This window comes from Streptomyces sp. JNUCC 63 (assembly GCF_054366325.1).
In genome coordinates this window covers 3,525,003-3,544,628 of record NZ_CM135963.1, presented here as the reverse complement: position 1 = coordinate 3,544,628, position 19,626 = coordinate 3,525,003, and the positions used below count along the sequence as shown (strand labels likewise).

At 69.9% G+C, this 19,626-nt stretch carries 21 protein-coding genes and 2 pseudogenes; 11 read left to right on the top strand and 12 right to left on the bottom strand.

Going from position 1 to position 19,626, the window contains the following annotated elements:
• Positions 1-43: 43 nt before the first annotated feature.
• Positions 44-283, bottom strand: a complete 240-nt coding sequence (locus tag ACX25U_RS16155) for a type II toxin-antitoxin system prevent-host-death family antitoxin (protein WP_454394306.1) — start codon at positions 281-283, stop codon at positions 44-46.
• A 270-nt stretch (positions 284-553) separates the two neighbouring features.
• Between ACX25U_RS16155 and ACX25U_RS16150 the strand changes: the two genes are divergently transcribed.
• Together ACX25U_RS16150 and ACX25U_RS16145 are read left to right on the top strand one after the other, a co-directional pair.
• Positions 554-793 carry a helix-turn-helix domain-containing protein gene (locus ACX25U_RS16150; protein ID WP_454392740.1) on the top strand — a complete coding sequence of 80 codons (240 nt, stop codon included), beginning with the start codon at positions 554-556 and terminating at the stop codon, positions 791-793.
• A 208-nt stretch (positions 794-1,001) separates the two neighbouring features.
• A complete protein-coding gene (locus tag ACX25U_RS16145) occupies positions 1,002-1,457 on the top strand; it encodes a hypothetical protein (RefSeq protein ID WP_454392738.1) in 456 nt (151 codons plus the stop codon).
• Between the two features lie 335 nt (positions 1,458-1,792).
• Here the strand turns inward: ACX25U_RS16145 and ACX25U_RS16140 are convergent, their stop codons facing one another.
• The 10 genes and pseudogenes from ACX25U_RS16140 to ACX25U_RS16095 all read right to left on the bottom strand — a co-directional run bounded on the left by ACX25U_RS16140 (position 1,793) and on the right by ACX25U_RS16095 (position 12,279).
• Positions 1,793-2,662 carry a hypothetical protein gene (locus ACX25U_RS16140; RefSeq protein WP_454392736.1) on the bottom strand — a complete coding sequence of 290 codons (870 nt, stop codon included), beginning with the start codon at positions 2,660-2,662 and terminating at the stop codon, positions 1,793-1,795.
• Between the two features lie 97 nt (positions 2,663-2,759).
• A complete protein-coding gene (locus tag ACX25U_RS16135; protein WP_454392734.1) occupies positions 2,760-2,957 on the bottom strand; it encodes a hypothetical protein in 198 nt (65 codons plus the stop codon).
• Between the two features lie 32 nt (positions 2,958-2,989).
• The gene (locus tag ACX25U_RS16130) at positions 2,990-4,240 is read right to left on the bottom strand and encodes an IS630 family transposase (RefSeq protein ID WP_454392732.1); all 1,251 of its coding nucleotides are present in this window, start codon (positions 4,238-4,240) and stop codon (positions 2,990-2,992) included.
• Between the two features lie 240 nt (positions 4,241-4,480).
• Positions 4,481-7,903, bottom strand: coding sequence for an nSTAND1 domain-containing NTPase (locus ACX25U_RS16125; RefSeq protein ID WP_454392731.1), 3,423 nt, complete (start codon positions 7,901-7,903; stop codon positions 4,481-4,483).
• A gap of 73 nt (positions 7,904-7,976) precedes the next feature.
• The gene (locus ACX25U_RS16120; RefSeq protein ID WP_454392729.1) at positions 7,977-8,261 is read right to left on the bottom strand and encodes a CU044_2847 family protein; all 285 of its coding nucleotides are present in this window, start codon (positions 8,259-8,261) and stop codon (positions 7,977-7,979) included.
• Between the two features lie 570 nt (positions 8,262-8,831).
• Positions 8,832-9,260, bottom strand: coding sequence for a hypothetical protein (locus ACX25U_RS16115; protein ID WP_454394882.1), 429 nt, complete (start codon positions 9,258-9,260; stop codon positions 8,832-8,834).
• Between the two features lie 30 nt (positions 9,261-9,290).
• Positions 9,291-9,449: pseudogene (locus ACX25U_RS16110) on the bottom strand (zinc finger domain-containing protein); the annotation flags it as partial.
• A gap of 780 nt (positions 9,450-10,229) precedes the next feature.
• The gene (locus ACX25U_RS16105) at positions 10,230-11,633 is read right to left on the bottom strand and encodes a ThiF family adenylyltransferase (RefSeq protein WP_454392727.1); all 1,404 of its coding nucleotides are present in this window, start codon (positions 11,631-11,633) and stop codon (positions 10,230-10,232) included.
• Positions 11,615-12,001 (bottom strand): hypothetical protein, encoded by a 387-nt coding sequence (locus ACX25U_RS16100; protein WP_454392725.1) that lies wholly within the window; start codon positions 11,999-12,001, stop codon positions 11,615-11,617. The genes ACX25U_RS16105 and ACX25U_RS16100 overlap by 19 nt, the downstream gene beginning before the upstream one ends.
• Entirely contained in the window at positions 11,998-12,279 is a 282-nt protein-coding gene (locus ACX25U_RS16095) for a multiubiquitin domain-containing protein (protein WP_454392723.1), read from the bottom strand. Before ACX25U_RS16095 ends, ACX25U_RS16100 begins: the two co-directional genes overlap by 4 nt.
• A gap of 179 nt (positions 12,280-12,458) precedes the next feature.
• On the opposite strand from ACX25U_RS16095, the gene ACX25U_RS16090 reads away from it, so the two are divergent.
• The 8 genes and pseudogenes from ACX25U_RS16090 (at position 12,459) to ACX25U_RS16055 (ending at position 16,736) form a co-directional block, all read left to right on the top strand.
• Positions 12,459-12,845 (top strand): helix-turn-helix domain-containing protein, encoded by a 387-nt coding sequence (locus ACX25U_RS16090; RefSeq protein WP_454392722.1) that lies wholly within the window; start codon positions 12,459-12,461, stop codon positions 12,843-12,845.
• Positions 12,846-12,848: 3 nt separating this feature from the next.
• Positions 12,849-13,460, top strand: coding sequence for an ImmA/IrrE family metallo-endopeptidase (locus tag ACX25U_RS16085; protein ID WP_454392720.1), 612 nt, complete (start codon positions 12,849-12,851; stop codon positions 13,458-13,460).
• A gap of 201 nt (positions 13,461-13,661) precedes the next feature.
• Positions 13,662-13,979: pseudogene (locus tag ACX25U_RS16080) on the top strand (TadA family conjugal transfer-associated ATPase); the annotation flags it as partial.
• Positions 13,972-14,847, top strand: coding sequence for a type II secretion system F family protein (locus ACX25U_RS16075; RefSeq protein ID WP_454392718.1), 876 nt, complete (start codon positions 13,972-13,974; stop codon positions 14,845-14,847). The pseudogene ACX25U_RS16080 and the gene ACX25U_RS16075, both read left to right, overlap by 8 nt.
• The gene (locus tag ACX25U_RS16070) at positions 14,844-15,635 is read left to right on the top strand and encodes a type II secretion system F family protein (RefSeq protein ID WP_454392717.1); all 792 of its coding nucleotides are present in this window, start codon (positions 14,844-14,846) and stop codon (positions 15,633-15,635) included. Before ACX25U_RS16075 ends, ACX25U_RS16070 begins: the two co-directional genes overlap by 4 nt.
• A 69-nt stretch (positions 15,636-15,704) precedes the next feature.
• Complete coding sequence (locus ACX25U_RS16065; protein ID WP_112470545.1) at positions 15,705-15,905, top strand: DUF4244 domain-containing protein; 201 nt, start codon at positions 15,705-15,707, stop codon at positions 15,903-15,905.
• Entirely contained in the window at positions 15,892-16,290 is a 399-nt protein-coding gene (locus ACX25U_RS16060) for a TadE family type IV pilus minor pilin (protein ID WP_454392714.1), read from the top strand. The genes ACX25U_RS16065 and ACX25U_RS16060 overlap by 14 nt, the downstream gene beginning before the upstream one ends.
• A complete protein-coding gene (locus tag ACX25U_RS16055; RefSeq protein WP_454392712.1) occupies positions 16,287-16,736 on the top strand; it encodes an Rv3654c family TadE-like protein in 450 nt (149 codons plus the stop codon). Before ACX25U_RS16060 ends, ACX25U_RS16055 begins: the two co-directional genes overlap by 4 nt.
• Here ACX25U_RS16055 and ACX25U_RS16050 read toward each other — a convergent pair.
• The gene (locus ACX25U_RS16050; protein ID WP_454392710.1) at positions 16,733-19,201 is read right to left on the bottom strand and encodes a DEAD/DEAH box helicase; all 2,469 of its coding nucleotides are present in this window, start codon (positions 19,199-19,201) and stop codon (positions 16,733-16,735) included. The two genes, ACX25U_RS16055 and ACX25U_RS16050, sit on opposite strands and share 4 nt — an antisense overlap.
• Before the next feature lie 81 nt (positions 19,202-19,282).
• Between ACX25U_RS16050 and bldG the strand changes: the two genes are divergently transcribed.
• Entirely contained in the window at positions 19,283-19,624 is a 342-nt protein-coding gene (gene bldG / locus ACX25U_RS16045) for an anti-sigma factor antagonist BldG (protein WP_073947065.1), read from the top strand.
• Positions 19,625-19,626: the final 2 nt, after the last annotated feature.

Sequence of the window (19,626 nt, the reverse complement as noted above, 5' to 3'; positions counted from 1 at the left end):
GGCGGCCAGCCGGCAGGTCGGCGGTACGTGACACCTTCTTTGGTTAGGCCGGGTCCTTAACGATCCGCCTCGTGGATTCCACATCACGAGCCCCAGGATGGCAGGTGGGGCAGCTGGCCTGGTGACCACGTCCTGCGGCGGCTTGGTCCAGCTGCGCCAGCTCCGGGATGCCGATCAAGACTGCAGTGGGACGGCCTCGATCCGTAATCGTCACACGTTTACGCTGGCGAGCCACCGAACGGACGATGGAGCCGAGTTCTGCACGGACAGCGCAAATGGTCATCACGTCCTGCAACATGCGTTCAACCGCCATGTGTTCAGACCTTTCGTGTCGGTGGCGAGGCACGGCCTGTGGGGGCTGGGTGCCTTGCAGTGAGGCGGCGGCGACTTCGGACAAACGACCCAAAGCCTCCGCCTGCTGGCGTATGTCTGACGGTATGGATGTCAGCGCAGCCGTTCGTGACTAGATGTAACTCTTCGTAATTGATCGCGAAGCGAGGTTATGCACAGCTGTTCATGGTGGTCAAGTTAAGCGGCTGTTGGTGTCTGGGGCATGCACAACCCTCCCCCGGACGACGCCCTCCAGCGCTTCGGCACGCATGTACGGCGGCTGCGAGAAGAGCGGGAGCTGTCGCTGGAGCTCTTGGCAGAGCGGTCGGGCCTGAGCTTCCGAGGGTTGATCTACATCGAGCACGGCCGACGAAACCCCAGCCTGCTGACCCTGCTGAAACTGGCCTCAGGTCTGTCCATCAAGTCCAGTCGTCTGCTGGAAGAGTTTGACGATCTCCAGTAGCCCCCTTACCGTCTCTGTCGCCTCGCTAAGGCGGCTTGGTGGCGCAGTATCCCCTGCCATGCATTTCCTTCGGCTGGCGGGCAGCCTGCTGGAGGCATTGGGAATGCACTGTGACCGAGCCCGCGCTGTATGCCGGGGGATGTAGGCGAGAACTGAGAGCACTTGGAAGGCCGTGTCGGCGTGCCGGGGCTGACGGCATAATTCGGCCGTGGACCTGAGAGCGGAACTGATGCCCCCGCCGGTGAGCCAGCAGCGGCTGGACGAGCTCTGTCGTGAGATCGAGCGGATCTCTGACCTGGTGCTCTCTGGGTCCGAGAGTGCGGACGAGGAGATCAGGGCTTTCAATGCGAAGACTGGCCACGACTACGCGGCCCTGGACTTCGCCGAGTACGACGGAAGCCGAGACCTGGTCGAGTTCGCGCTGGAGGCTGCCCGGCCGGCTCGCCCCCGGATCGGGGACATCACCACGGACGAGCTCGTGGAGATCGTCAGCAGGTTGCTCGCCGGCGGCCCGGAGAGCGACTACTACCTGCGGCTCCTCGAAGCCAACGTGTCGCATCCCCGGGTCAGCGACCTGATCTTCCATCCCCCGGCCGAGCTGCAGGACGTCTCAGCAGAGCAGATTGTCGATGCGGCCCTGAAATACCGGCCGATCGCGCTGTGAACAGCGGGGCCGGTCAGCTGGCAACCGCCTGCTGACCGGCTCGGGCTCGGATGCTGGCGAGAGGGAGTCGCCAGGGAGCAGGAAAAGCCGCGGCCGGCTCCCGCATGATACTGGGATCGCACCGTCGTTGGTCGGTGCGATCCTCGAGCCGGGCCCGGGGATGTCATGGCTGACCCCTCGGGGACCGTGGTGCGTCCCGAAGATGTGCCCAGCGACCGGTCAGGACCCGTCGGCGGCCCGCTCCGCGGCTTCGCCATCGGTCAGGGTGAGGACCTGCGTGGCGTGAGCGGTGCCGTCCCGGACGACATGGACGCGGCCGGGGTACGCGCGGCGCTTCATGCTGGAATCTCGCCCTCAAGGATGGCCGTCACCTGATCGCTGAAGAACTCGACCCACTCATCCTGTTCGCCGCCGAGCACGGGGTGCCGTACCAGGGGGACGCCGTTGCGACAGAGGTCTCTCAGGTCGGCTGCCGTGACGTCGTCCCCATATTGGATCCACTCATTCACGATTGCCCATCCGTGCTCGTCGAAGACGGACTCGCCCATGCTCTCGTCGTGCCAGCGGTCGCTCGGGGTCAGTGCCCAGGCGAGGGGCCGGAAGTAAGCCTCGGAGAAGATGTCGTAGTGCTGCCGGCGAGTCAGCACTCTGACTCCATTGAACATGCTGGCCAGGCGGGTCCTTCGGCCTGGGTACAGGGCCATGCGCAGGACGGCTCCGTCGGGCATTGCGATGTGAGCACGTCGCTCGCACAGGTCATCGGCTAGGCCGGGGAACATTACGCGTAAATGCGGAGTGGTGGCGAACATTCCGATCAAAATCGAGCGCGCGACGCGGCCTGGTGCCAGCCGGACGGGCGGGGCCGGGTCAGGTCCTGGAAGGTGGAGGAGCGGACGCGTCCGTAGGTAGGTCTGCAGTGCCCGGGCGAAGTCTCCGTAAGCTGTGTCGTAGTGGCGTCCCGCGAGGCTGTTGCAGGAGTTGCAGAGCCCGTGCATCCACATCCCCCCGGCGGCGGGCCGACCGTAGCTGCGTACTTGGTTGTGGACGCAGACGGTGGCGCAGGTCACCTTGTCCCGGTTGCCAGCTATCTGGGGCGGCACGTGGGCTCTGGTCATCTTGCGCACCTGACCGCACAAGCCACAGGGACGCGTGCCCGGCTGGCGCAGGTCGATGCCCAGAGTTCCCGGCGGTCGCTTGTCAGGCATGCGGAGAGAGTAAGGCCGCTGACCAAGCGGAGGGTTTCGTGTCGGCCGGACCGGACAGGGCCCGGTTCACGGACGTCGGCAGTCCGGCCAGGGCGGGTTAGTGGAGGCCGGTGGTGCCGACTGCGGCGCGGGGCCGGTTGCGTGCCCAGCGCTTGAGGTCGCCGACGCGGTAGAGGAGTTCGGCGCCGCGCTTGCCGACCGAGCGGGGGAACGTGGGGTCGTTGGCGCGGGCGTAGCGCAACGCGGCGAGCGTGATCTCCGGTAGGTGGTGTTCGTAGGCCTCGCGCAGCCCCACCGTCTAGTGTGCTGCGCCAGAAATCCTGAGGGTTAGTTCTCTCCAGCTTGGCTGTCGGGTGGGGCGATCCTGGCGAGGTAGTCGGCGAGGGACTTGAGGATCTCGTCGACGGTCTTCGTCCAAGTGAACAGCCTGGGGTTCTCGTTCCAGGTGTCGATCCAGTCGCGGATGTCGTTTTCGAGGGCCTGGACGGAGGTGTGGACGCCGCGGCGGATGAGTTTGTCCGTCAGCAGGCCGAACCACCGCTCTACCTGGTTGATCCAGGAGGAGCCGGTCGGCGTGAAGTGGACGTGGAAGCGGGGATGCCGGGCGAGCCACTTCTGGATCTCGGGGGTCTTGTGGGTGACGTAGTTGTCGCAGACCAGGTGCACGTCGAGGCCGGCGGGCACGGCCTTGTCTATGGCGGTCAGGAACTTCTTGAACTCCACCACCCGATGGCGGCGGTGGAGTTCACCGATGACGGTGCCATCGGCGATGTTGAAGGCGGCGAACAGGCTGGTGATGCCGTGCCGCAGGTAGTCGTGGGTACGCCGTTCCGGCATGCCGGGCATCATCGGCAGCACCGGCTGGGACCGGTCCAGCGCCTGGATCTGCGCCTTCTCCTCCACGCATAACACCACGCCCTTCTCAGGCGGGTTGTGATACAGGCCGACGACGTTCGACGACCTTGTCGACGAACTGCGGGTCGGTGGAGAGTTTGAAGAATCCTGCAGGTGCGGCTTGAGGTCGAACCTCTTCCAAATCCGCCCGATGGTGGACTTCGACAGTCCGGTGCGGACGGCCATCGAGGCCCGCGACCAGTGGGTGTCCTTGCCCGGGGTGGACTCCAGGGTCGCGACGATGACGTCTTCGACCTGGTCGAGCAGGATCGAGGGCGGCCTGCCGGTTCGCGGTTCGTCCTGCAGGCCGTCGAGACGACGGGCCACGAAGCGGGCCCACCAGCGGTCCACGGTCGGCTGGTCCACCCCCAGATCGGCTGCGACCTGCTTGTTCGTCACGCCCTCGGCGCACCGCAGCACGATCCTTTCCCGCAACGCGAGGTACTGGGCGGTCTTCGCCCGCCTCGCCCAGCGCACCAGCTGATCCCGCTCGCCTTCGGTCAGGACCAGCTCAGACTTCGGCCGACCGATGGGGCCCTCGTCCTCAAGTCCCGCCAGTCGCTCAGCGGCGAACTTCCCGCGCCACTTGCGAACCGTCTTCACGCCGGCGCCGACAGCCTGCGCGGCACCCGCATTCGACATCCCGTCGGCGCACGCCAGGATGATCCGGGCTCGCTCAGCCATACGCAGGTCGGACAGCGGAACCGGGTGGGTGAGAAGCAACGATAGAAGGCGAGTTCGCCGGTTCGGCGGTTGCGGCGAACCGGCAGCCAACCACGGTCGACCGCCGAGTAAGACACGTGGAGAGCCGGATGCGTGGCCAACGCGCACGTCCGGTCCGGGTCGGCGGTTCGGGGCAACGGAATGACGGCAACGTCGTCACCGCACCCCGGGCCGACCGCACAAGCGCATGCGGCGTAGTGCTCAGGGCGGGCACACCGGACCGGGTGGCTGGTCCGCGACGTACGTTGCCCGTTCCTCCCCTGTGAAGTCTCGGCCGACGGCCTGACAGATCTTTCTGATTGCTGTGGTTTGGTCAGGCAACTCCAACTCCCACAACCGCACCGTGCCGCCGCCGGCGGTGGCCAGGGTGTGCCCGTCCGGGCTGAACGCCACCGAGACCACGGCGTCGGTGTAGCCGGTGAGGGTGGCGCGGGCACGGCCGGTGGTGGGGTTCCACAACCGCACCGAACCGTCGGCGCCACCGTCGGCGGCCAGGGTGTGCCCGTCCGGGCTGAACGCCACCGAGATCACGGGATTGGAAGGGTCGACTGGGTGGCTGGTGAGGGTGGCGCGGGCACGGCCGGTGGTGGGGTTCCACAACCGCACCGTGCCGCCGTCGCCGCTGGCGGTGGCCAGGGTGTGCCCGTCCGGGCTGAACGCCACCGAGTACACGGGGCCAGTGTGGCCGGTGAGGGTGGCGCGGGCACGGCCGGTGGTGGGGTCCCACAGCCGTATCGTGCCGTCGTTGCTGCCGGTGGCCAGGGTGTGCCCGTCCGGGCTGAACGCCACCGAGTACACGGCGTCGCTGTGGCCGGTGAGGGTGGCGCGGGCACGGCCGGTGGTGGGGTCCCACAACCGCACCGAACCGTCGGCGCCGTCGGCGGTGGCCAGGGTGTGCCCGTCCGGGCTGAACGCCACCGAGACCACGACGTCGGTGTAGCCGGTGAGGGTGGCGCGGGCACGGCCGGTGGCAGGGTCCCACAACCGCACCGAACCGTCGCCGCCGGCGGTGGCCAGGGTGTGCCCGTCCGGGCTGAACGCCACCGAGAACATGGCGTCGCTGTGGCCGGTGAGGGTGGCGCGGGCACGGCCGGTGGCAGGGTCCCACAACCGCACCGAACCGTCGCCGCCGGCGGTGGCCAGGGTGTGCCCGTCCGGGCTGAACGCCACCGAGACCACGACGTCGCTGTGGCCGGTGAGGGTGGCGCGGGCACGGCCGGTGGCAGGGTCCCACAACCGCACCGAACCGTCGCCGCCGGCGGTGGCCAGGGTGTGCCCGTCCGGGCTGAACACCACCGATTTCACGGGGCCGATGTGGCCGGTGAGACGGTGCTGGAGGGGGAGACCTGCTGCCGTGTAAAGGCTGGTGGTGGCTTCGGCGGTGGGGGTGGTGCGATAGGCCTGGACGGCGAGCAGGGAAGCCAGATCGGGATTGGTATCGAAGAGCGCGTCGGATTGGGAGGCAAGTTGCCGGGAGAGGGCCTGGTGTTGGGCGGTGATGGCGGCCTGGCGCTGAGTGAGTGCGCTTTGGCGTTGCCAGAAGGCTAGTCCGGCGGCGATGAGGGCCAGAATGAGGGCGCCGACGAGGACGACGTTGATACGTCGGGTGCGGCGGATAGCGGCTTGTTCGTTGCGGTCGCTGGCGGCGACGAACGCGGTGATGGTGCCCGGCAGTCGGCGCTGGCGGGCCCAGTCCAGGCCCTCGGCCAGGTCGGTACCGTGCAGCAGGTCACTGGGGCTGTTGCCCTGGGCCCAGTGGGCTTGTTGTTCCTCGGCGCGACGAAGCCAGATGTGGAAACGTCGGTCTTGTTCGACCCAGTCGCGTAGTTCGGCCCAGTCCCTGGTGAGCGTGTCGTGGGTGAGTTCGGCGACCATGTCGGTAGGCGGGGGACCGGGGACACGGGCGTAGGTGGTGATGATGCGGTGGTGCGTGAGTGTGGCCAGGACCGCATCGGTGATTTCGTCGGGGGGCTGCGATGGGGTTTGGAGGGTGTCGGCGGCGAGCTCCCGCAGGACGTCGAGGGGAACTTGCTGGCGGGTGGCGGGGATATGCCGGGCTGGGTCGGGGGGGTGTACCAGCGCGGTGAGGATTCTGCGAGCGGTGTCGCGGTGGCTGTCGGGCAACTTGTCGATCGCGGAGTTGCACCAGTTGGCCAGGCTGCCGGTGATCTGGCCGACCCGCTCGTAGGCGGCGTGCGTGAGGCGGCCGTCTGTGCGGCGTTCCCACAGCAGGCCCAGGGCCAGTTCCAGCGGTGCCAGCAGAGTGACCGGCGCTCGCCGGATGGAGGTGCCGTGGTGATCTGCGGCTAGGACGTCGGTGATGATGCGCTCGGGCAGGCCCTCCTCGAAGTGCGCGCCGACGGCCCGGGCGGGTCGAGTGATGATGGCGTGCAGGTCCTGCGAGCTGAGGGTGGCAGGCACGTTGACCAGCCCGGGCGCTGCGGCGTCGAGAAGCTCCGGGGTCGAAGCGGCCAGCTGCGGGTAGAAGTCGTCTCGCATGATCAGGATCACGCTGACCGCCGCGCGGGAGCCGATGATGGCCGTGACCTGCTCCAGGGCTTCTGCGGGCGCGCGGGAGCGGGCCTCGCCGGTCCGCGGCTCCGCGACTGGGGCCGGGGTGGTGGCGGGCTGGGTGAGGACTTCTTCGAACTGGTCGATGACCAGCACGATCCGCTCGCAGCGGGGATCGGCGGCCAGACGGTGCTGTAGTGCGGAGGCGATGCCGTCGGTACGGGCGCCGGGCAGGCCGTGGCGTTCCAGTTCGGTCAGCAGATCCCGACCGGGGCGGGGGACGATGACAGGCAGCCACCGATCGCTGCCGGGCAGCCGACCGCTTTCAAGCGCGGGCAACACCCCCGCCTGCATCAGGGAGGACTTGCCCGACCCGGAGGGGCCGAGCAGCAGCAGGGCCCGCCGGTTCCCGGCCAGGGCCGACACCACCGCGTCCACCGCAGTGTCACGCCCGTGGAACCATGCCGTGTGCTCGGCGGTAAAGGGTTCCAGGCCACGGTAGGGGCACACCTCACGCTCGACCAGGTCGGGCCAGACCTCGCGCATGATCTCGGTGGGCGTGGCGTATGCGATGCCCTGGCCTCGCAGGTGCCCGTCGGGTGCGGTGATGGCAGTGACCATGCCGATCACCAGGCCGGTCACCTCATCGACGACTGGCCCGCCACTGAATCCCTGAGTCAGGTCGTTGGCCCCGGTCAGCTGCAGGAGCCCACCACCGGCGTTCTCGGTAGCGGCGGGCAGCAGATCACCGGCCGTTCCGTAGCCGAAATGCCCACCCTCCGGCGCCTGGGAGGGAAATCCGTAAGAGCGCACCCGGTGCCCCCGGCAGCCGGCCGCAGAGCCCAACGCCAGCGGCTGCACCATCGCCGACATTTCAGTCAGCCGGATGACCGCCACGTCCTTGTCGTCCGGGGCCCGCCACGGCTCAACCAGCACCTGCCCTTCGGCCTCCGGAGCTCCCACCGCGCGTGGGAAGATCAACCGCAGCCTTTCACCGGGACCGGCTCCTGCGGCACGCACCACGTGCGCGCAAGTGAGCACCACATCCTGGCTGACCAGGAAACCCGCCCCGGCCACTCCACCCTCGACGGACAGAATCTGCGCTACCGCCATCTGCACGGTGAAGCCCGCCCTCCCCCCAGGCCAGAGTCAGCAGCATCCGTCGACGTCACCGATGCCGCTGAGACTAGATGCCACTGCGGTCGGACGCGCCGTGCCAGGAGACCGTCACCTTCAGGTGGCAGCCCGTCTCGCTCTTGGCGATCACCGCGCCGGCCTGGGCCGCCAGATCGACCCCGAATTCGATCTCGACTTCATCCGGCCCAGCGCACCGCAGCTGATCCAGCGCCGCCCGTGCCATCTCCGTCACCGGACGCAGCGCCGCCTGCAGAGTCAACGGCAACTCATGGATTGCTTCGCTCACCCGCCCGGCCTTGACCGGCCCCTCGGACGTCTCCGGGGCCTCGAACAAGACCGAACCCCCACCCTCCAACGGAATGCGCGCAAGACTACGCACCAGCCCTCCCCTAATTCAGGCCACACTTGGGCGCTCCATACATATGCCAACACCAGCAAAATAGCCCATAGGTCATACTCACGTCTGCCGATCTTTTAATCCGTAGCTCTACAGAGACCGGTCAGGCTACTGACGAGCATCCTCGGCATTCCATGATCACAATCTACGGCTGGAGTACTACGTAGCTGAGTTGCGGGAGCGGGCTGGGCATCGGGATGAGGCCGAAGCCTCGCCCGGCAGGCCGCCGACGCGGGCAACGCCTGGCAGTTTCGTCTTGAGAAGCAGTGCCGCACGGGCTGGATCCGGACGGCACGCCAGCACTCCCCTGGCAGTGAGATTCTTCAAACTTGCCAGCAGGCAGAGATCTCGATCACGAGTCCTCTCGCGTACAGCCAGGACCTTCCGGTGTGCCGCGTACGCCGCGGGCCCGGCTCCACAAGTACGTGTCCCGCTCGACGAGCCGAGCGGTGTATACGATCCAGCGCTGCCGAAGCGCAGACATCGCCGATGGAAGCCCGACAGAGATCACTTCAACACCGCCTCATTGCCGGGAGGTGTGGGCACCGGAGCTTCCTTCTTCGCAGCCGCCCATTCAGCTAGAAGACGCGCATCCAGATCGGACTGCTCGAACATAAGAGCGATCTTTGGATTGATACAGACACAGCCATCGAGACATTCAGTCATAAACCCCCGGGCGAGCAGTCGCCCGACGGTAATGTCGCGCTCTGCGTCGGTCTGCATCGCGAACGCGGAGGCAGCCGCGAGCAGGAGCGGGTGTGTGACGGAGACTTCAGTGTCCACGCTGGCGACGGCGAAGAAGATGATGCAGCCCAATTCATCGACATCCCAGCAGCACGCCATGAAAACGGGCTGACGCATAGCCAGCACTGGAGAGGAGTCGTCGACGATGTCCAAAGGCTGATAGATCCACTGAGCATCGCGCGAAACGATCACGCGGGGCGGTGCGGGCTGGAAGTCTCGCTCAGCAAGCCAAAGCCGAGAACGATGGACGTTGGAGCGACCGCCGGGTCCGGGCGCACACGGCTGTCCAGGCGTGGCCCGGCAGTCGAAGCATGTCCTTTGGCGCGCGGCTGCCCGTCGCGCAGCCCGCGCCGCGCGCTGGTCGGCGGTGAGAGTTGCCATCCTCAGATGGTGGCTCACCACCGCTCGCTCGTCTGCATTCCACGCCGGTGATGAGAGCGGACCACACTATCTGCGCACGGCAACGGGTGCGGGGATCAGCGGAGCTCACACGTGCAATGCGCCGCGGCTCGGGGGATGAACCTGCGTATGGTCACCCAGACCAGGGGCGAGCCCGCTTGGCCGAGCCGGTGGTGTTGTAGCAGTAGCAGGCCGTTTCCTTTCCTCACTACGCCGCATGCGGCGGCGATCCGTACGGACTCGAGCCCGAGAGAGGTTCGGGTCAGGTCTGATCGACAAGGGCATACCCGGTCGGGTCGGATGGTGCTCGAAATGGGCGTGGAGCCATCGATAGACACGTCGGTGCCGGCGATCGCCGAGATCGACCAGCCGTGAGCACCCAGCCCCTCCGACGAGGCCCAACCCTTACTCACGCAGGCTTGCCGTAGTCCACCCCCACCATCCCGATACACCAAGCGACATCACCCGAAGGGCGGGGAACCAAGCCCAGCAGGTTTGGCCCACTCCCCAGCACCACCTGGGGAGATTCAGATTCAAACAGCGCCATCACCCGGGAGCCCAACTGGTGCTTGAGCCCGAGGGGGATCCGGTAGCCATCGTTTGCCGGGTGCAGGACAACACGCCCTGACGGAATCAGCCCCCCAGCCACCGCCACTGCAGCTGCATTGCTGGGGATGCGCCGCCGAGCAGTCCTGCCGGCGACTCCTCCCCTGGCAGGGGCCTCGGTCGCGGTGCACTGACGTCTGGTGGTCTCGGCTGCCGCTAGGCGGTAGCCGAGTAATGAGCTGTGTCCAGCGCGATGTCCGCGAGTGCCTGTCGCTGCCCGCGGCCCAGCCAGCCTGACGGGTTGCACCATCGGCATGCCGGGACCTGGCGGGGGTTTTGGAGGTCGCACTGGCGCGTGCGCGGACGGTGGATGACGGAGGCGTGATCGCGTTCGTCCTCGTGGAGACCGGTCACGGCGAGCGCAAAGTGGTTGAGGGCCTCGGCTGCGGCAAGGGAGTTCAGCGAGATCACGCTCGGGGCGGGGACGCCCGGGACGTAGCGGGCGGCCTCGCGCTCCCTGGCCGGCTGCATGTCAACCGCCAGGCGGGTCGGGTCTATCAGACCGCTGCACCACAGGCAGCTGGCACCGGGGGTGATCAGCCGGGTCGCGGTGTGGATCTGCCCAACCCCGCCCTCGGCGTCGACGACGACCTTGACCCCGGCCTGGGTGGCGGGGATCAGGTACTGCTGTGCGGCGGCGTTTACTGCGTAGCGGGCGGCATCCCCGTCGGCGGCGAGGAAGATCCAGTCGCAGCGCGCGAGCTGGCGCGACGCCTCTGGATCTTCCGCCCGCTTCCTCAAGATGGTCAGGCAGATCTCGGGGTTGGCGCGGCGAGCGTTCCGGACGGCAAGGTCGGTCTTGGGACGACCGGGATCGTCGGGCTCGGCCGCAACGAGCCGCGGCAGGTTGGTGGGGTCGACGGTGTCGTCGTCGACGAGGACGAGTTCGCCGACGCCGAGGCGGGCGAGTCCCTCGACGAGGATGCTGCCGACACCGCCGAGGCCGACCACGGCGACGCGGAGGCGCCGCAGGCTCTCCTGGCCGAGATCGCCGAAGAGGCGAGCCTGCCGGTCGCGCTGCGGGTCGGGCCGCGCTCCGTCGGCGGGCGTCGGCCGCAGCCGCAGCAGGTTGCCGCCCGGGACGACGGTCTCGGCCAGCGTCGCGCGGCCGCCGCCGGGAAACCACAGGTCGCCGGCGGCGGCGTGCGCAGTGAGCACGAGTGCGCCGACGATCTGGCCGCTGATCTGAAGCAGACTCGGGTAGCCGCGTGCGTGGCTGTCCAAGTCAATCCGGGAGAACCCGACCCGGTTCAGCCCACCGTGGGCGTGGACGGTGAGGTAGGCCGACTGCTCGTCGCGCGCGCGCAGGACGGTGTCGCGGACGAACGCGGGGGACAAAGCTCGGTGCCCGACCTCGCTGCGGACGTAGTCGGTGCCCTTCCGCGCGGGGACCAGGTCTCGGGCCAGCAGGCGGGGGCCGCGCGGACCGTCCGCGAGGCCGGCGAGGAGCACCGCGCCGCCGCTTGCCTCAATGACGTGCTTGGAGAGGTCAGCCCACAGCCGGGGCGGGACGGTGAGGCTCCATCCTTCGACGGGCGGATTCACTGGTCGGCGAACCATCGGCAGATCCTTTCGGCCTTCAGGGCGGCAGTGTCGACGGCCCGGTCGCGGCGGTTCGAGCGCCTAGATATCTGCAGCGCCGAGCGGTCCCGCCAGGTCACCGACTGGATGGCTGGCCCGTGGGGCTGCCCGTCTGCGCGGGCCACCACCCCGGTGCAGTGGGGGTAGATGTCGGCGTCCGGATAGGCGGTGCTGATGTGGAAGCCGAGCCAGCTGGTCGGGGCCGTGTAGGAGGAGCCGATCGGAAGGTCGTCGATGATGACAAAGGCTCCGCCGGCGCCGTCCGGGGTGGCCGCGACCGGGTGGTCGGCGAACTGTGCCCGGACGGCCTCGACGGCTTCGGCGACGGCCGGAGCGAGGGCGGTCACGAGTTGTCGTCCGGGGGGACGGCGAGGAAGTCCTCGTTGGGGTGAACCCGGATCGGCTCGTTGTCGGCCACGATCTCGTAGCGGTGGCCGTGCCTGACCGACAGCTGGAAGCCCAGGTCGATGGGCAGGCCCTGTGTGATTGCGGCCTGCTTGACCTCCAGGCCGGTGACCTCGCGGTCCGGGAGGACCACGGGCTGATTGTTCACCCGGACGGTGACGGTGTGGGGCGGGCGGGATGCCGGGGCTGCGCTTGTGGTGAGTTCGGTGGGGGTTCCCATCGTCTACCTCGTCTCTGGTCGGTCGGCTGCCCTCGCACGGGGACGGGGGCACATGTGTGTCGAGAAGTCCACACTGTTTGAGATATCGAACACTCTGAAGATCAAGCTAGCACACCCGTGTTTGAGAAGTCGAACACTGGTAGAAAGGGGGTAGGCACGCGACTCCCTGGAGGAGGGTTATGGCTCGGACCCGAGTGAACGTGTCCGCCCTGCATGCGGCCCTCGACGCGGCCAGGACGGCGCGGAAGCTCTCGTGGCGGCAGTTGGCGGGGGCGGTCGGCGTCAGCCCGTCAACCATGACGCGCCTGGCCAACGGCCACCGGCCGGACGTCGACGCGTTCGCCGCGCTCGTGCGCTGGCTCGGCGCGCCGGCGGAGAGCTTCATGATCGACGCCGAAGGCGAGGCCGAGAGTCAGACCCCCGAGGAGCCAGAGCTGCTGGTGCAGCTCGCCCCGCTCCTACGGGCTCGCCGCGATCTGGGGGAGGACGACGTCAAGTACCTAGAAGAGGTGATCGGCGCCGCGATGCGCCGGTTCGCCGCCGACCGTGAAGCCCGTCTGGGGTGAGGCGTGGGGGGCTGGACCAAGAAGGCGCTGGAGCAGCTGGCGCTGGACGTGAGGGCCGAGATCGGGTCGGACATCCACGGGCCGCTCAACCTTGCCCGGCTCGCCGACGAGTACGGCATCCCGATCTACCCGCTGAGCGATCTCGGAGCGCACGGCTGCTCCCCGGAAGCTCTGAACTACTTCGCTGGCCCGGGCGCTAAATCCTGGTCGGCTGCTTTGGTCCCCGTTGGGACCAGTCGCTTCATCGTCGAGAACAGTGCGCACTCACTTCAGCGCCGGAGATCCAACGTGGCGCACGAGTTCGGACATCTGCTCCTAGAGCACGAGTTCGACCGCATCCTGTTCACCGACGGCGAGTGTCGAAACGTGAACGACACGGCCGCGCGGACCAGAGAGGAGCAAGCCCTGGCTCTGTCCGCCGAACTCCTTATACCCAAAAAGGCGGCGATCAAGGCCGCCCTCGCAGGCAAGACAGACTCCGAAGTTGCCGAGCAGTTCGACGTGAGTATCGAGTTCGCGCGGATGCGGATGAACCCCAGCGGAGCCCGGACCATCGCCCAGCGCATCATCACGAAGCAGCAGATGGGTGACGGGCGCGTGGGCCGCTTCGGCTGAGCCGCTGCGCGGCGCTGACCGAACACCGAGATGGGACGGTGATCAGTCGCGGCGTCGAGTCGGGGAGATCCGTGCGTGAGGTGGCGGTTTGACTCGTCGTACGCCCAGGACCGGCCGGTCACGGAGGCCATCATGACGCACCGCACCAACATGCGAACAGCGAGTTCCATCCTCCACCGCGGCCCGTAGTTCAGAGAATGCACGGTACACGCCAACGCGGCAGCGGACGTCCCCGCCCGGCTGGAGGCGCTGGGGACCGCCGCGGGGCTGGGCCGGGCCGCGCTGCACAGCCAGTTGGCGGCCGCGCTGTCGGTGGTGCTGCACCTCGTACGGGACCGCTCCGGGCGGCGGCGGATCGACGAGGTGCGGGTGCTGGAGCGGGCCGCGTCGGGGCTGGTGCGGACGGTGCCGGCGCTGCGGTGGGGCGCGGAGGCGTTCGTGGCGGAACAGGGGTGGGAGCGGCTGCGGGGGCTGCTCCGACCGGAGAGCCGGAAAGGGAGCGGCGAGCGCGATGGGTGAGGGGTTGCTCGGCTCGGTGGCCGTGGTGGCGGCCGTGGGGTGTGCCGGAGCGGCCGTATGGCTGCTGGGCGGGCGGAACTCCGGGGCACGGCGGGCGCGGTTGCTGTTCGCCGGCGGCGGGGCGGTGGGCGCGGGGCCACCGGGCTGGGGCCGGGTCATCGGCGAACTGACCCGCCTGCGCGGGCGGTTGGGGCCCGAGTGGTGGGCGCCGGTCGCCGGGGTGGTGCTGGCGGTGCTGGGCGCCTCGGTGCTGCCGGTCTTCGCGGGAGCCGTGGGGGTGCCGTTGCTGCGCCGTGCCCGGCTCGCCCGGGCCGCGCGCCGCGAACAGGAGCGGCGGGCGGACGCGGTGATCGCCCTGTGCGGGGCGCTCGCCGGGGAGGTGCGCGCCGGGCGGCAGCCGGGCGAGGCGCTGCTGTGCGCCGCACGGGATTCCGGCGGGCTCGGTGACGCACAGGCGGCGGTGCTGGCGGCGGCCCGCTTCGGCGGGGACGTGTCCGGCGCGCTCGCCACGGCGGCACGGCAGCCGGGCGCCGAGGGACTGCGGGGGCTCGCGGCCTGCTGGCGGGTGGCCGTGGACCAGGGCGCGGGACTGGCGGCCGGGCTCGACCGGCTCGACGGGGCACTGCGGACGGAACGGGACCAACGCGCCGATCTGCGCGCCCAGTTGTCGGGAGCCAGGGCGACGGCCGTGATGCTCGCCGGCCTGCCGGCCCTGGGGCTCCTGCTGGGCACGGCCATGGGGGCCGACCCCCTGCGTGTGCTGCTGCACACGGGAGCGGGCTTGGGCTGCCTGGTCGTCGGCGGTCTGCTGGAGGGTGCGGGGCTGTGGTGGGCCCTGCGGATCGTACGAGCGGCGGAGGCGGCGTGAGCGCGAGCGTTGTCCACAGGCTGGGGATGGTCGTGGGAGCTTCGGCGCTCCTGTGGCTGCTGGCGCGGTGGCTGGGGGGAGTGCGCCGGGAGCGGAGCGTGCGGCGGCGAATGGCCTCGCTGTTGGGTACGGAGGCATCCGGACGTGCGGGCCCGCGGCTGTGGGTGTCGGATGTCGTGCGGCGGTGGCTGCCGGTGGTGGGCGTGGCGGGTGCCGGATGGGTGCTGGTCGGCGGGCTCACCGGAGTCGTGGTCGGGCTGGTCGGGGCGGTCGGGGTGTGGCAGTGGCAGTGGCGGCGGCGGACGGGGAGTCGCCCCGAGGCGGAGTTCGACGAGGCCGAGGCGGCCCGCCAGCTGCCTCTCGCCGCCGACCTCTTGGCGGCCTGCATCGCGGCCGGTGCCGGTCCGGTGATCGCCGCCCAGGCGGTCGGCGAGGCCCTGGGCGGGCCGGTCGGGGACGGGCTGGCCCGGGGCGCGGCGGAGGTACGGCTCGGCGGGGAACCGGCCGATGCCTGGCGCGGGCTCGCCTCGATACCGGGGGCGGCGGCCCTGGCACGGCTGCTGGAGCGGGCCGACGAGTCGGGGCTGCCCGCCGCCGGACCGGTCGCGCGGCTCGCGGCCGACGTCCGCGCCGGCCGGGCCCGCACCGCGACGGCCGGAGCGCGCCGGGCGGCCGTGCTGGTCACCGCACCGGTGGGGCTGTGCTTCCTGCCCGCCTTCGTCGCGATCGGCGTGCTGCCGGTGCTGATCGGCCTCGCGGGCGGGGTGCTGAACGGGGGTGGTGGCTGAAGGGGAGGACCCGGGACGGAAGCGGGACGCAGTGAGGGAACAACAGAACGAGACCTTACGGGGGTTGAGATGTACGGGAAAGTGCGGGCACGGCTGTGTGCCCTGGTACGCCGGATGCGTGGGGACGCGGGGATGGTCACGTCCGAATACGCGATGGGAATCATCGCGGCCGTGGCGTTCGCCGTGCTGCTGTACGAGGTGGTGACGAGCGGACAGGTCAAAGCCGAACTGCAGAACATCGTGAAGCGGGCGCTCAGTGCGCGGATGTGAACGCCGGGGCGAGCGACAGGGCTCCGACGCGGGGTTCGTGACGGCGGAGGCCGCCATGGTTCTGCCCGTGCTGGTGCTCGTGGTGACGGCGCTGGTGTGGGGGCTGTTGGTGGTGCTCGCGCAGATCCAGTGCGTGGACGCGGCACGGGCCGGTGCCCGGGCGGCCGCCCGCCAGGACCCGGAGGGCGCGGTCACCCGGGTGGCCCGTGATGCGGCGCCGCACGGCGCGAAGGTCACGGTGACCCGTCGGGGGGACCACGTGCACGTGGTCGTCGTGGCCGACCCGCCGGGGATGGGCGTGCTGCCCTTCCAGCTGAGGGAGGAGGCCGTCGCGGAGGCGGAGGACACGGTGGGGACGCGGACGCCGGGAGGGGCGGGGACATGAGACGCCGTTTCTCGGACCGTGGGTCCGCCAGTGTGTGGAGCGTCGGGGCGATCGCCCTGCTCTGCGTGGTGTTCGGCATCGGCCTGGCCCTCGGGCAGGCGGTGGTCGACCGGCACCGCGCGGCCGGGGCCGCCGACCTCGTGGCGCTTGCGGCTGCGGGCCACTGGGCCGAGGGTTCCGCCGCGGCCTGCGCACGGGCGGACCGGGTGGCCCGGGCGCAGGGCACCCGGCTCGTGCGGTGCGTCATCGTCGGCGACGCCTCGGACGTCACGGCGGTGTCGGAACGGGGGCCCTTCACGGCGGAGGTGAGGGCGAGGGCGGGGCCGGCGGTCCCACCGGACGACACGGCGGTCCCACCGGACGACACGACGGCGCCGGCGGAACCCACGGCAGGATCGGCGAGTGCACCGGGCCCTGCCACGGAACCCGTTGCCCCCACGGGCTAAACCTGGCTCTCCTTGTCCTCCGGTGCCCCCTTCAGCAGCGCGGTGAGCAGCCGTACGGCCCCCCGCTTGTGCAGTGGGTCGTTGCCGTTGCCGCACTTGGGGGACTGGATGCAGGACGGGCAGCCGGAGTCGCACTCGCAGGAGGCGATGGCCTCACGGGTGGCGTCGAGCCAGGCGCGGGCGGTGTGGAAGGCGCGCTCGGCGAAGCCCGCGCCGCCGGGGTGGCCGTCGTAGACGAACACCGTGGGCAGCAGGGTGTCGGGGTGCAGCGGGACGGAGACACCGCCGATGTCCCACCGGTCGCAGGTCGCGAACAGAGGCAGCATGCCGATCGAGGCGTGCTCGGCGGCGTGCAGGGCGCCGCCGAGGATCTCCGGGTGGATCCGGGCCTCGTCGAGCTGGTCCTCGGTGACCGTCCACCACACCGCGCGGGTGCGCAGCGTACGAGGAGGGAGGTCGAGTTTCGTCTCGCCCAGCACTTCACCGGTGATGAGACGCCGGCGCAGGAAGGAGACCACCTGGTTGGTGACCTCGACGGAGCCGTAGCACAGGCGGCCGTCACCCCAGGGGACCTCGATGTCCGTCTCCAGGACGGAGATCGCCGTCGTGTCGCGGGCGACCGTCGTGTACGGCGGGCTCGCCTCCTCGACCAGGGCGACCGAGTCGTCCAGGTCGAGGGAGCGCACCAGGTACGTACGGCCCTGGTGCAGGTGGACCGCGCCCTCGTGCACCGTCGTGTGCGCGGCGCCCGCGTCGACGGTGCCGAGCAGCCGCCCGGTGCCGGCCTCGACGATCTGCACCGGCCGTCCGCCCTCGCCGCGGATGTCGGCGAGGTCCGCGGCCCGCTCCCGGCGGGTCCAGTGCCAGGCCTTCGTCCGCCGGCGCAGCAGCTTCGCGGCCTCCAGCTGCGGCAGCAGCTCCGCGCAGGCGGGCCCGAACAGCTCGACGTCCTCCTCGGTGAGCGGCAGCTCGGCGGCGGCCGCGCACAGGTGCGGGGCGAGGACATAAGGGTTGTCGGGATCGAGGACCGTCGATTCGACCGGCTGGTCGAACAGGGCCTGAGGGTGGTGGACGAGGAAGGTGTCCAGAGGGTCGTCACGGGCGATCAGGATCGCGAGGGCGCCCTGGCCGGAGCGGCCCGCACGGCCCGCCTGCTGCCACAGGGACGCGCGGGTGCCCGGGTAGCCGGCGATCAGTACGGCGTCCAGGCCGGAGACGTCCACGCCCAGTTCCAGGGCGGTCGTGGCGGCCAGGCCCAGCAGCTCGCCGGAGTGCAGGTCGCGTTCCAGGGCGCGGCGTTCCTCGGGGAGGTAGCCGCCCCGGTAGGCCGCCACACGCCGGGCCAGCGGCCGGTCGACCTCGGCCAGCCGCTCCTGGGCGATCACCGAGATCAGCTCGGCGCCGCGCCGGGAGCGTACGAAGGCCACGGAGCGGACGCCCTGCAGGGTGAGGTCGGTCAGCAGGTCGGCGGTCTCGGCGGTGGCGGTACGCCGGACGGGCGCGCCCCGCTCGCCCTGCAGTTCGGTGAGCGGAGGCTCCCAGAGGGCGAACACCAGTTCGCCGCGGGGCGAGGCGTCGTCGGCCACCTCGACCACGGGCAGGCCGGTGAGCCGGCGGGCGGCCGCCGCCGGCTCCGCAGCGGTCGCGGAGGCGAGCAGGAAGACCGGGGAGGAGCCGTAGCGCGCGCACAGCCGGCGCAGGCGGCGCAGCACCTGGGCGACGTGCGAGCCGAAGACGCCCCGGTAGGTGTGGCACTCGTCGACGACGACGTACTTCAGGGCGCGCAGGAAGGAGGACCAGCGCGGGTGCGAGGGCAGGATCCCGCGGTGCAGCATGTCGGGGTTGGTCAGGACGTGGTTGCCGTACTGGCGGATCCACTCGCGTTCCTCGGGCGGGGTGTCGCCGTCGTACACCGCGGGGCGCACGGCCTTGCCCAGCGGGCGCGCGAGTTCCTTCACCGCGCGGCACTGGTCGGCCGCCAGGGCCTTGGTGGGGGCCAGGTAGAGGGCGGTGGCGCCGCGGCCGTTGGGCGCCTCGGATCCCGCCAGCAGCGTCGACAGCACCGGGACGAGATACGCCAGCGACTTTCCGGACGCCGTGCCCGTGGCGACGACCACCGAGTCGCCGTCGAGGGCGTGCTCGGCGGCACGTGCCTGGTGCGCCCAGGGGTGTTCGATTCCGTAGGACCGGACGGCCGCGACGACCTCCGATCGAATCCGGTCGGGCCAGACGGCATGGCGACCCTCGCGCGGGGGCAAGTGCTCCGTATGAGTGATGCGTGCAGCCCGGCTCGGCCCCGAGGCGAGCCGGTCCAGAACCGCGCCTGGCGTCAGGCGGGTTGCGGGGTCCGTCGGGGTTCGATCGGATCGGTGATTCTTGGCCATTGGCACCGAGTGTGTCACCGGCGTGCAGGACAATGGGACCAAGGCGTCGTGCACGCCTGCCGGTAAGTGATTGAATGCCATCGCGGCTGGCGAACCGTCCCGGGGGCTTCAAGCCGAGGTGCCCGAGGGGCGACCGCTCGATAGCAAGGTGCTGGAGGATCCGTGGACCTGTCCCTGTCGACCCGTACCGTCGGCGATCGTACGGTCGTCGAGGTCGGTGGCGAAATCGACGTATATACCGCGCCCAAGCTGCGCGAGCAGCTGGTCGAGCTGGTGAACGACGGGAATTTCCACCTCGTCGTCGACATGGAGGGCGTGGACTTCCTCGACTCCACCGGTCTCGGCGTGCTGGTCGGCGGTCTGAAGCGAGTGCGTGCCCATGAGGGCTCGCTGCGCCTGGTGTGCAACCAGGAGCGCATTCTCAAGATCTTCCGCATCACCGGTCTGACCAAGGTGTTCCCGATTCACACCACGGTCGACGAAGCGGTGGCGGCCACCGACTGACC

Excerpts from the sequence above, each read along its gene's own strand:
- ACX25U_RS16155 (WP_454394306.1), bottom strand. The coding sequence starts at position 283 with ATGACCATTTGCGCTGTCCGTGCAGAACTCGGCTCCATCGTCCGTTCG.
- ACX25U_RS16150 (WP_454392740.1), top strand. The coding sequence starts at position 554 with ATGCACAACCCTCCCCCGGACGACGCCCTCCAGCGCTTCGGCACGCAT.
- ACX25U_RS16140 (WP_454392736.1), bottom strand. The coding sequence starts at position 2,662 with ATGCCTGACAAGCGACCGCCGGGAACTCTGGGCATCGACCTGCGCCAG.
- ACX25U_RS16130 (WP_454392732.1), bottom strand. The coding sequence starts at position 4,240 with ATGGCTGAGCGAGCCCGGATCATCCTGGCGTGCGCCGACGGGATGTCG.
- ACX25U_RS16125 (WP_454392731.1), bottom strand. The coding sequence starts at position 7,903 with ATGGCGGTAGCGCAGATTCTGTCCGTCGAGGGTGGAGTGGCCGGGGCG.
- ACX25U_RS16105 (WP_454392727.1), bottom strand. The coding sequence starts at position 11,633 with ATGGTTCGCCGACCAGTGAATCCGCCCGTCGAAGGATGGAGCCTCACC.
- ACX25U_RS16095 (WP_454392723.1), bottom strand. The coding sequence starts at position 12,279 with ATGGGAACCCCCACCGAACTCACCACAAGCGCAGCCCCGGCATCCCGC.
- ACX25U_RS16090 (WP_454392722.1), top strand. The coding sequence starts at position 12,459 with ATGGCTCGGACCCGAGTGAACGTGTCCGCCCTGCATGCGGCCCTCGAC.
- ACX25U_RS16075 (WP_454392718.1), top strand. The coding sequence starts at position 13,972 with ATGGGTGAGGGGTTGCTCGGCTCGGTGGCCGTGGTGGCGGCCGTGGGG.
- ACX25U_RS16065 (WP_112470545.1), top strand. The coding sequence starts at position 15,705 with ATGTACGGGAAAGTGCGGGCACGGCTGTGTGCCCTGGTACGCCGGATG.
- ACX25U_RS16055 (WP_454392712.1), top strand. The coding sequence starts at position 16,287 with ATGAGACGCCGTTTCTCGGACCGTGGGTCCGCCAGTGTGTGGAGCGTC.
- ACX25U_RS16050 (WP_454392710.1), bottom strand. The coding sequence starts at position 19,201 with ATGGCATTCAATCACTTACCGGCAGGCGTGCACGACGCCTTGGTCCCA.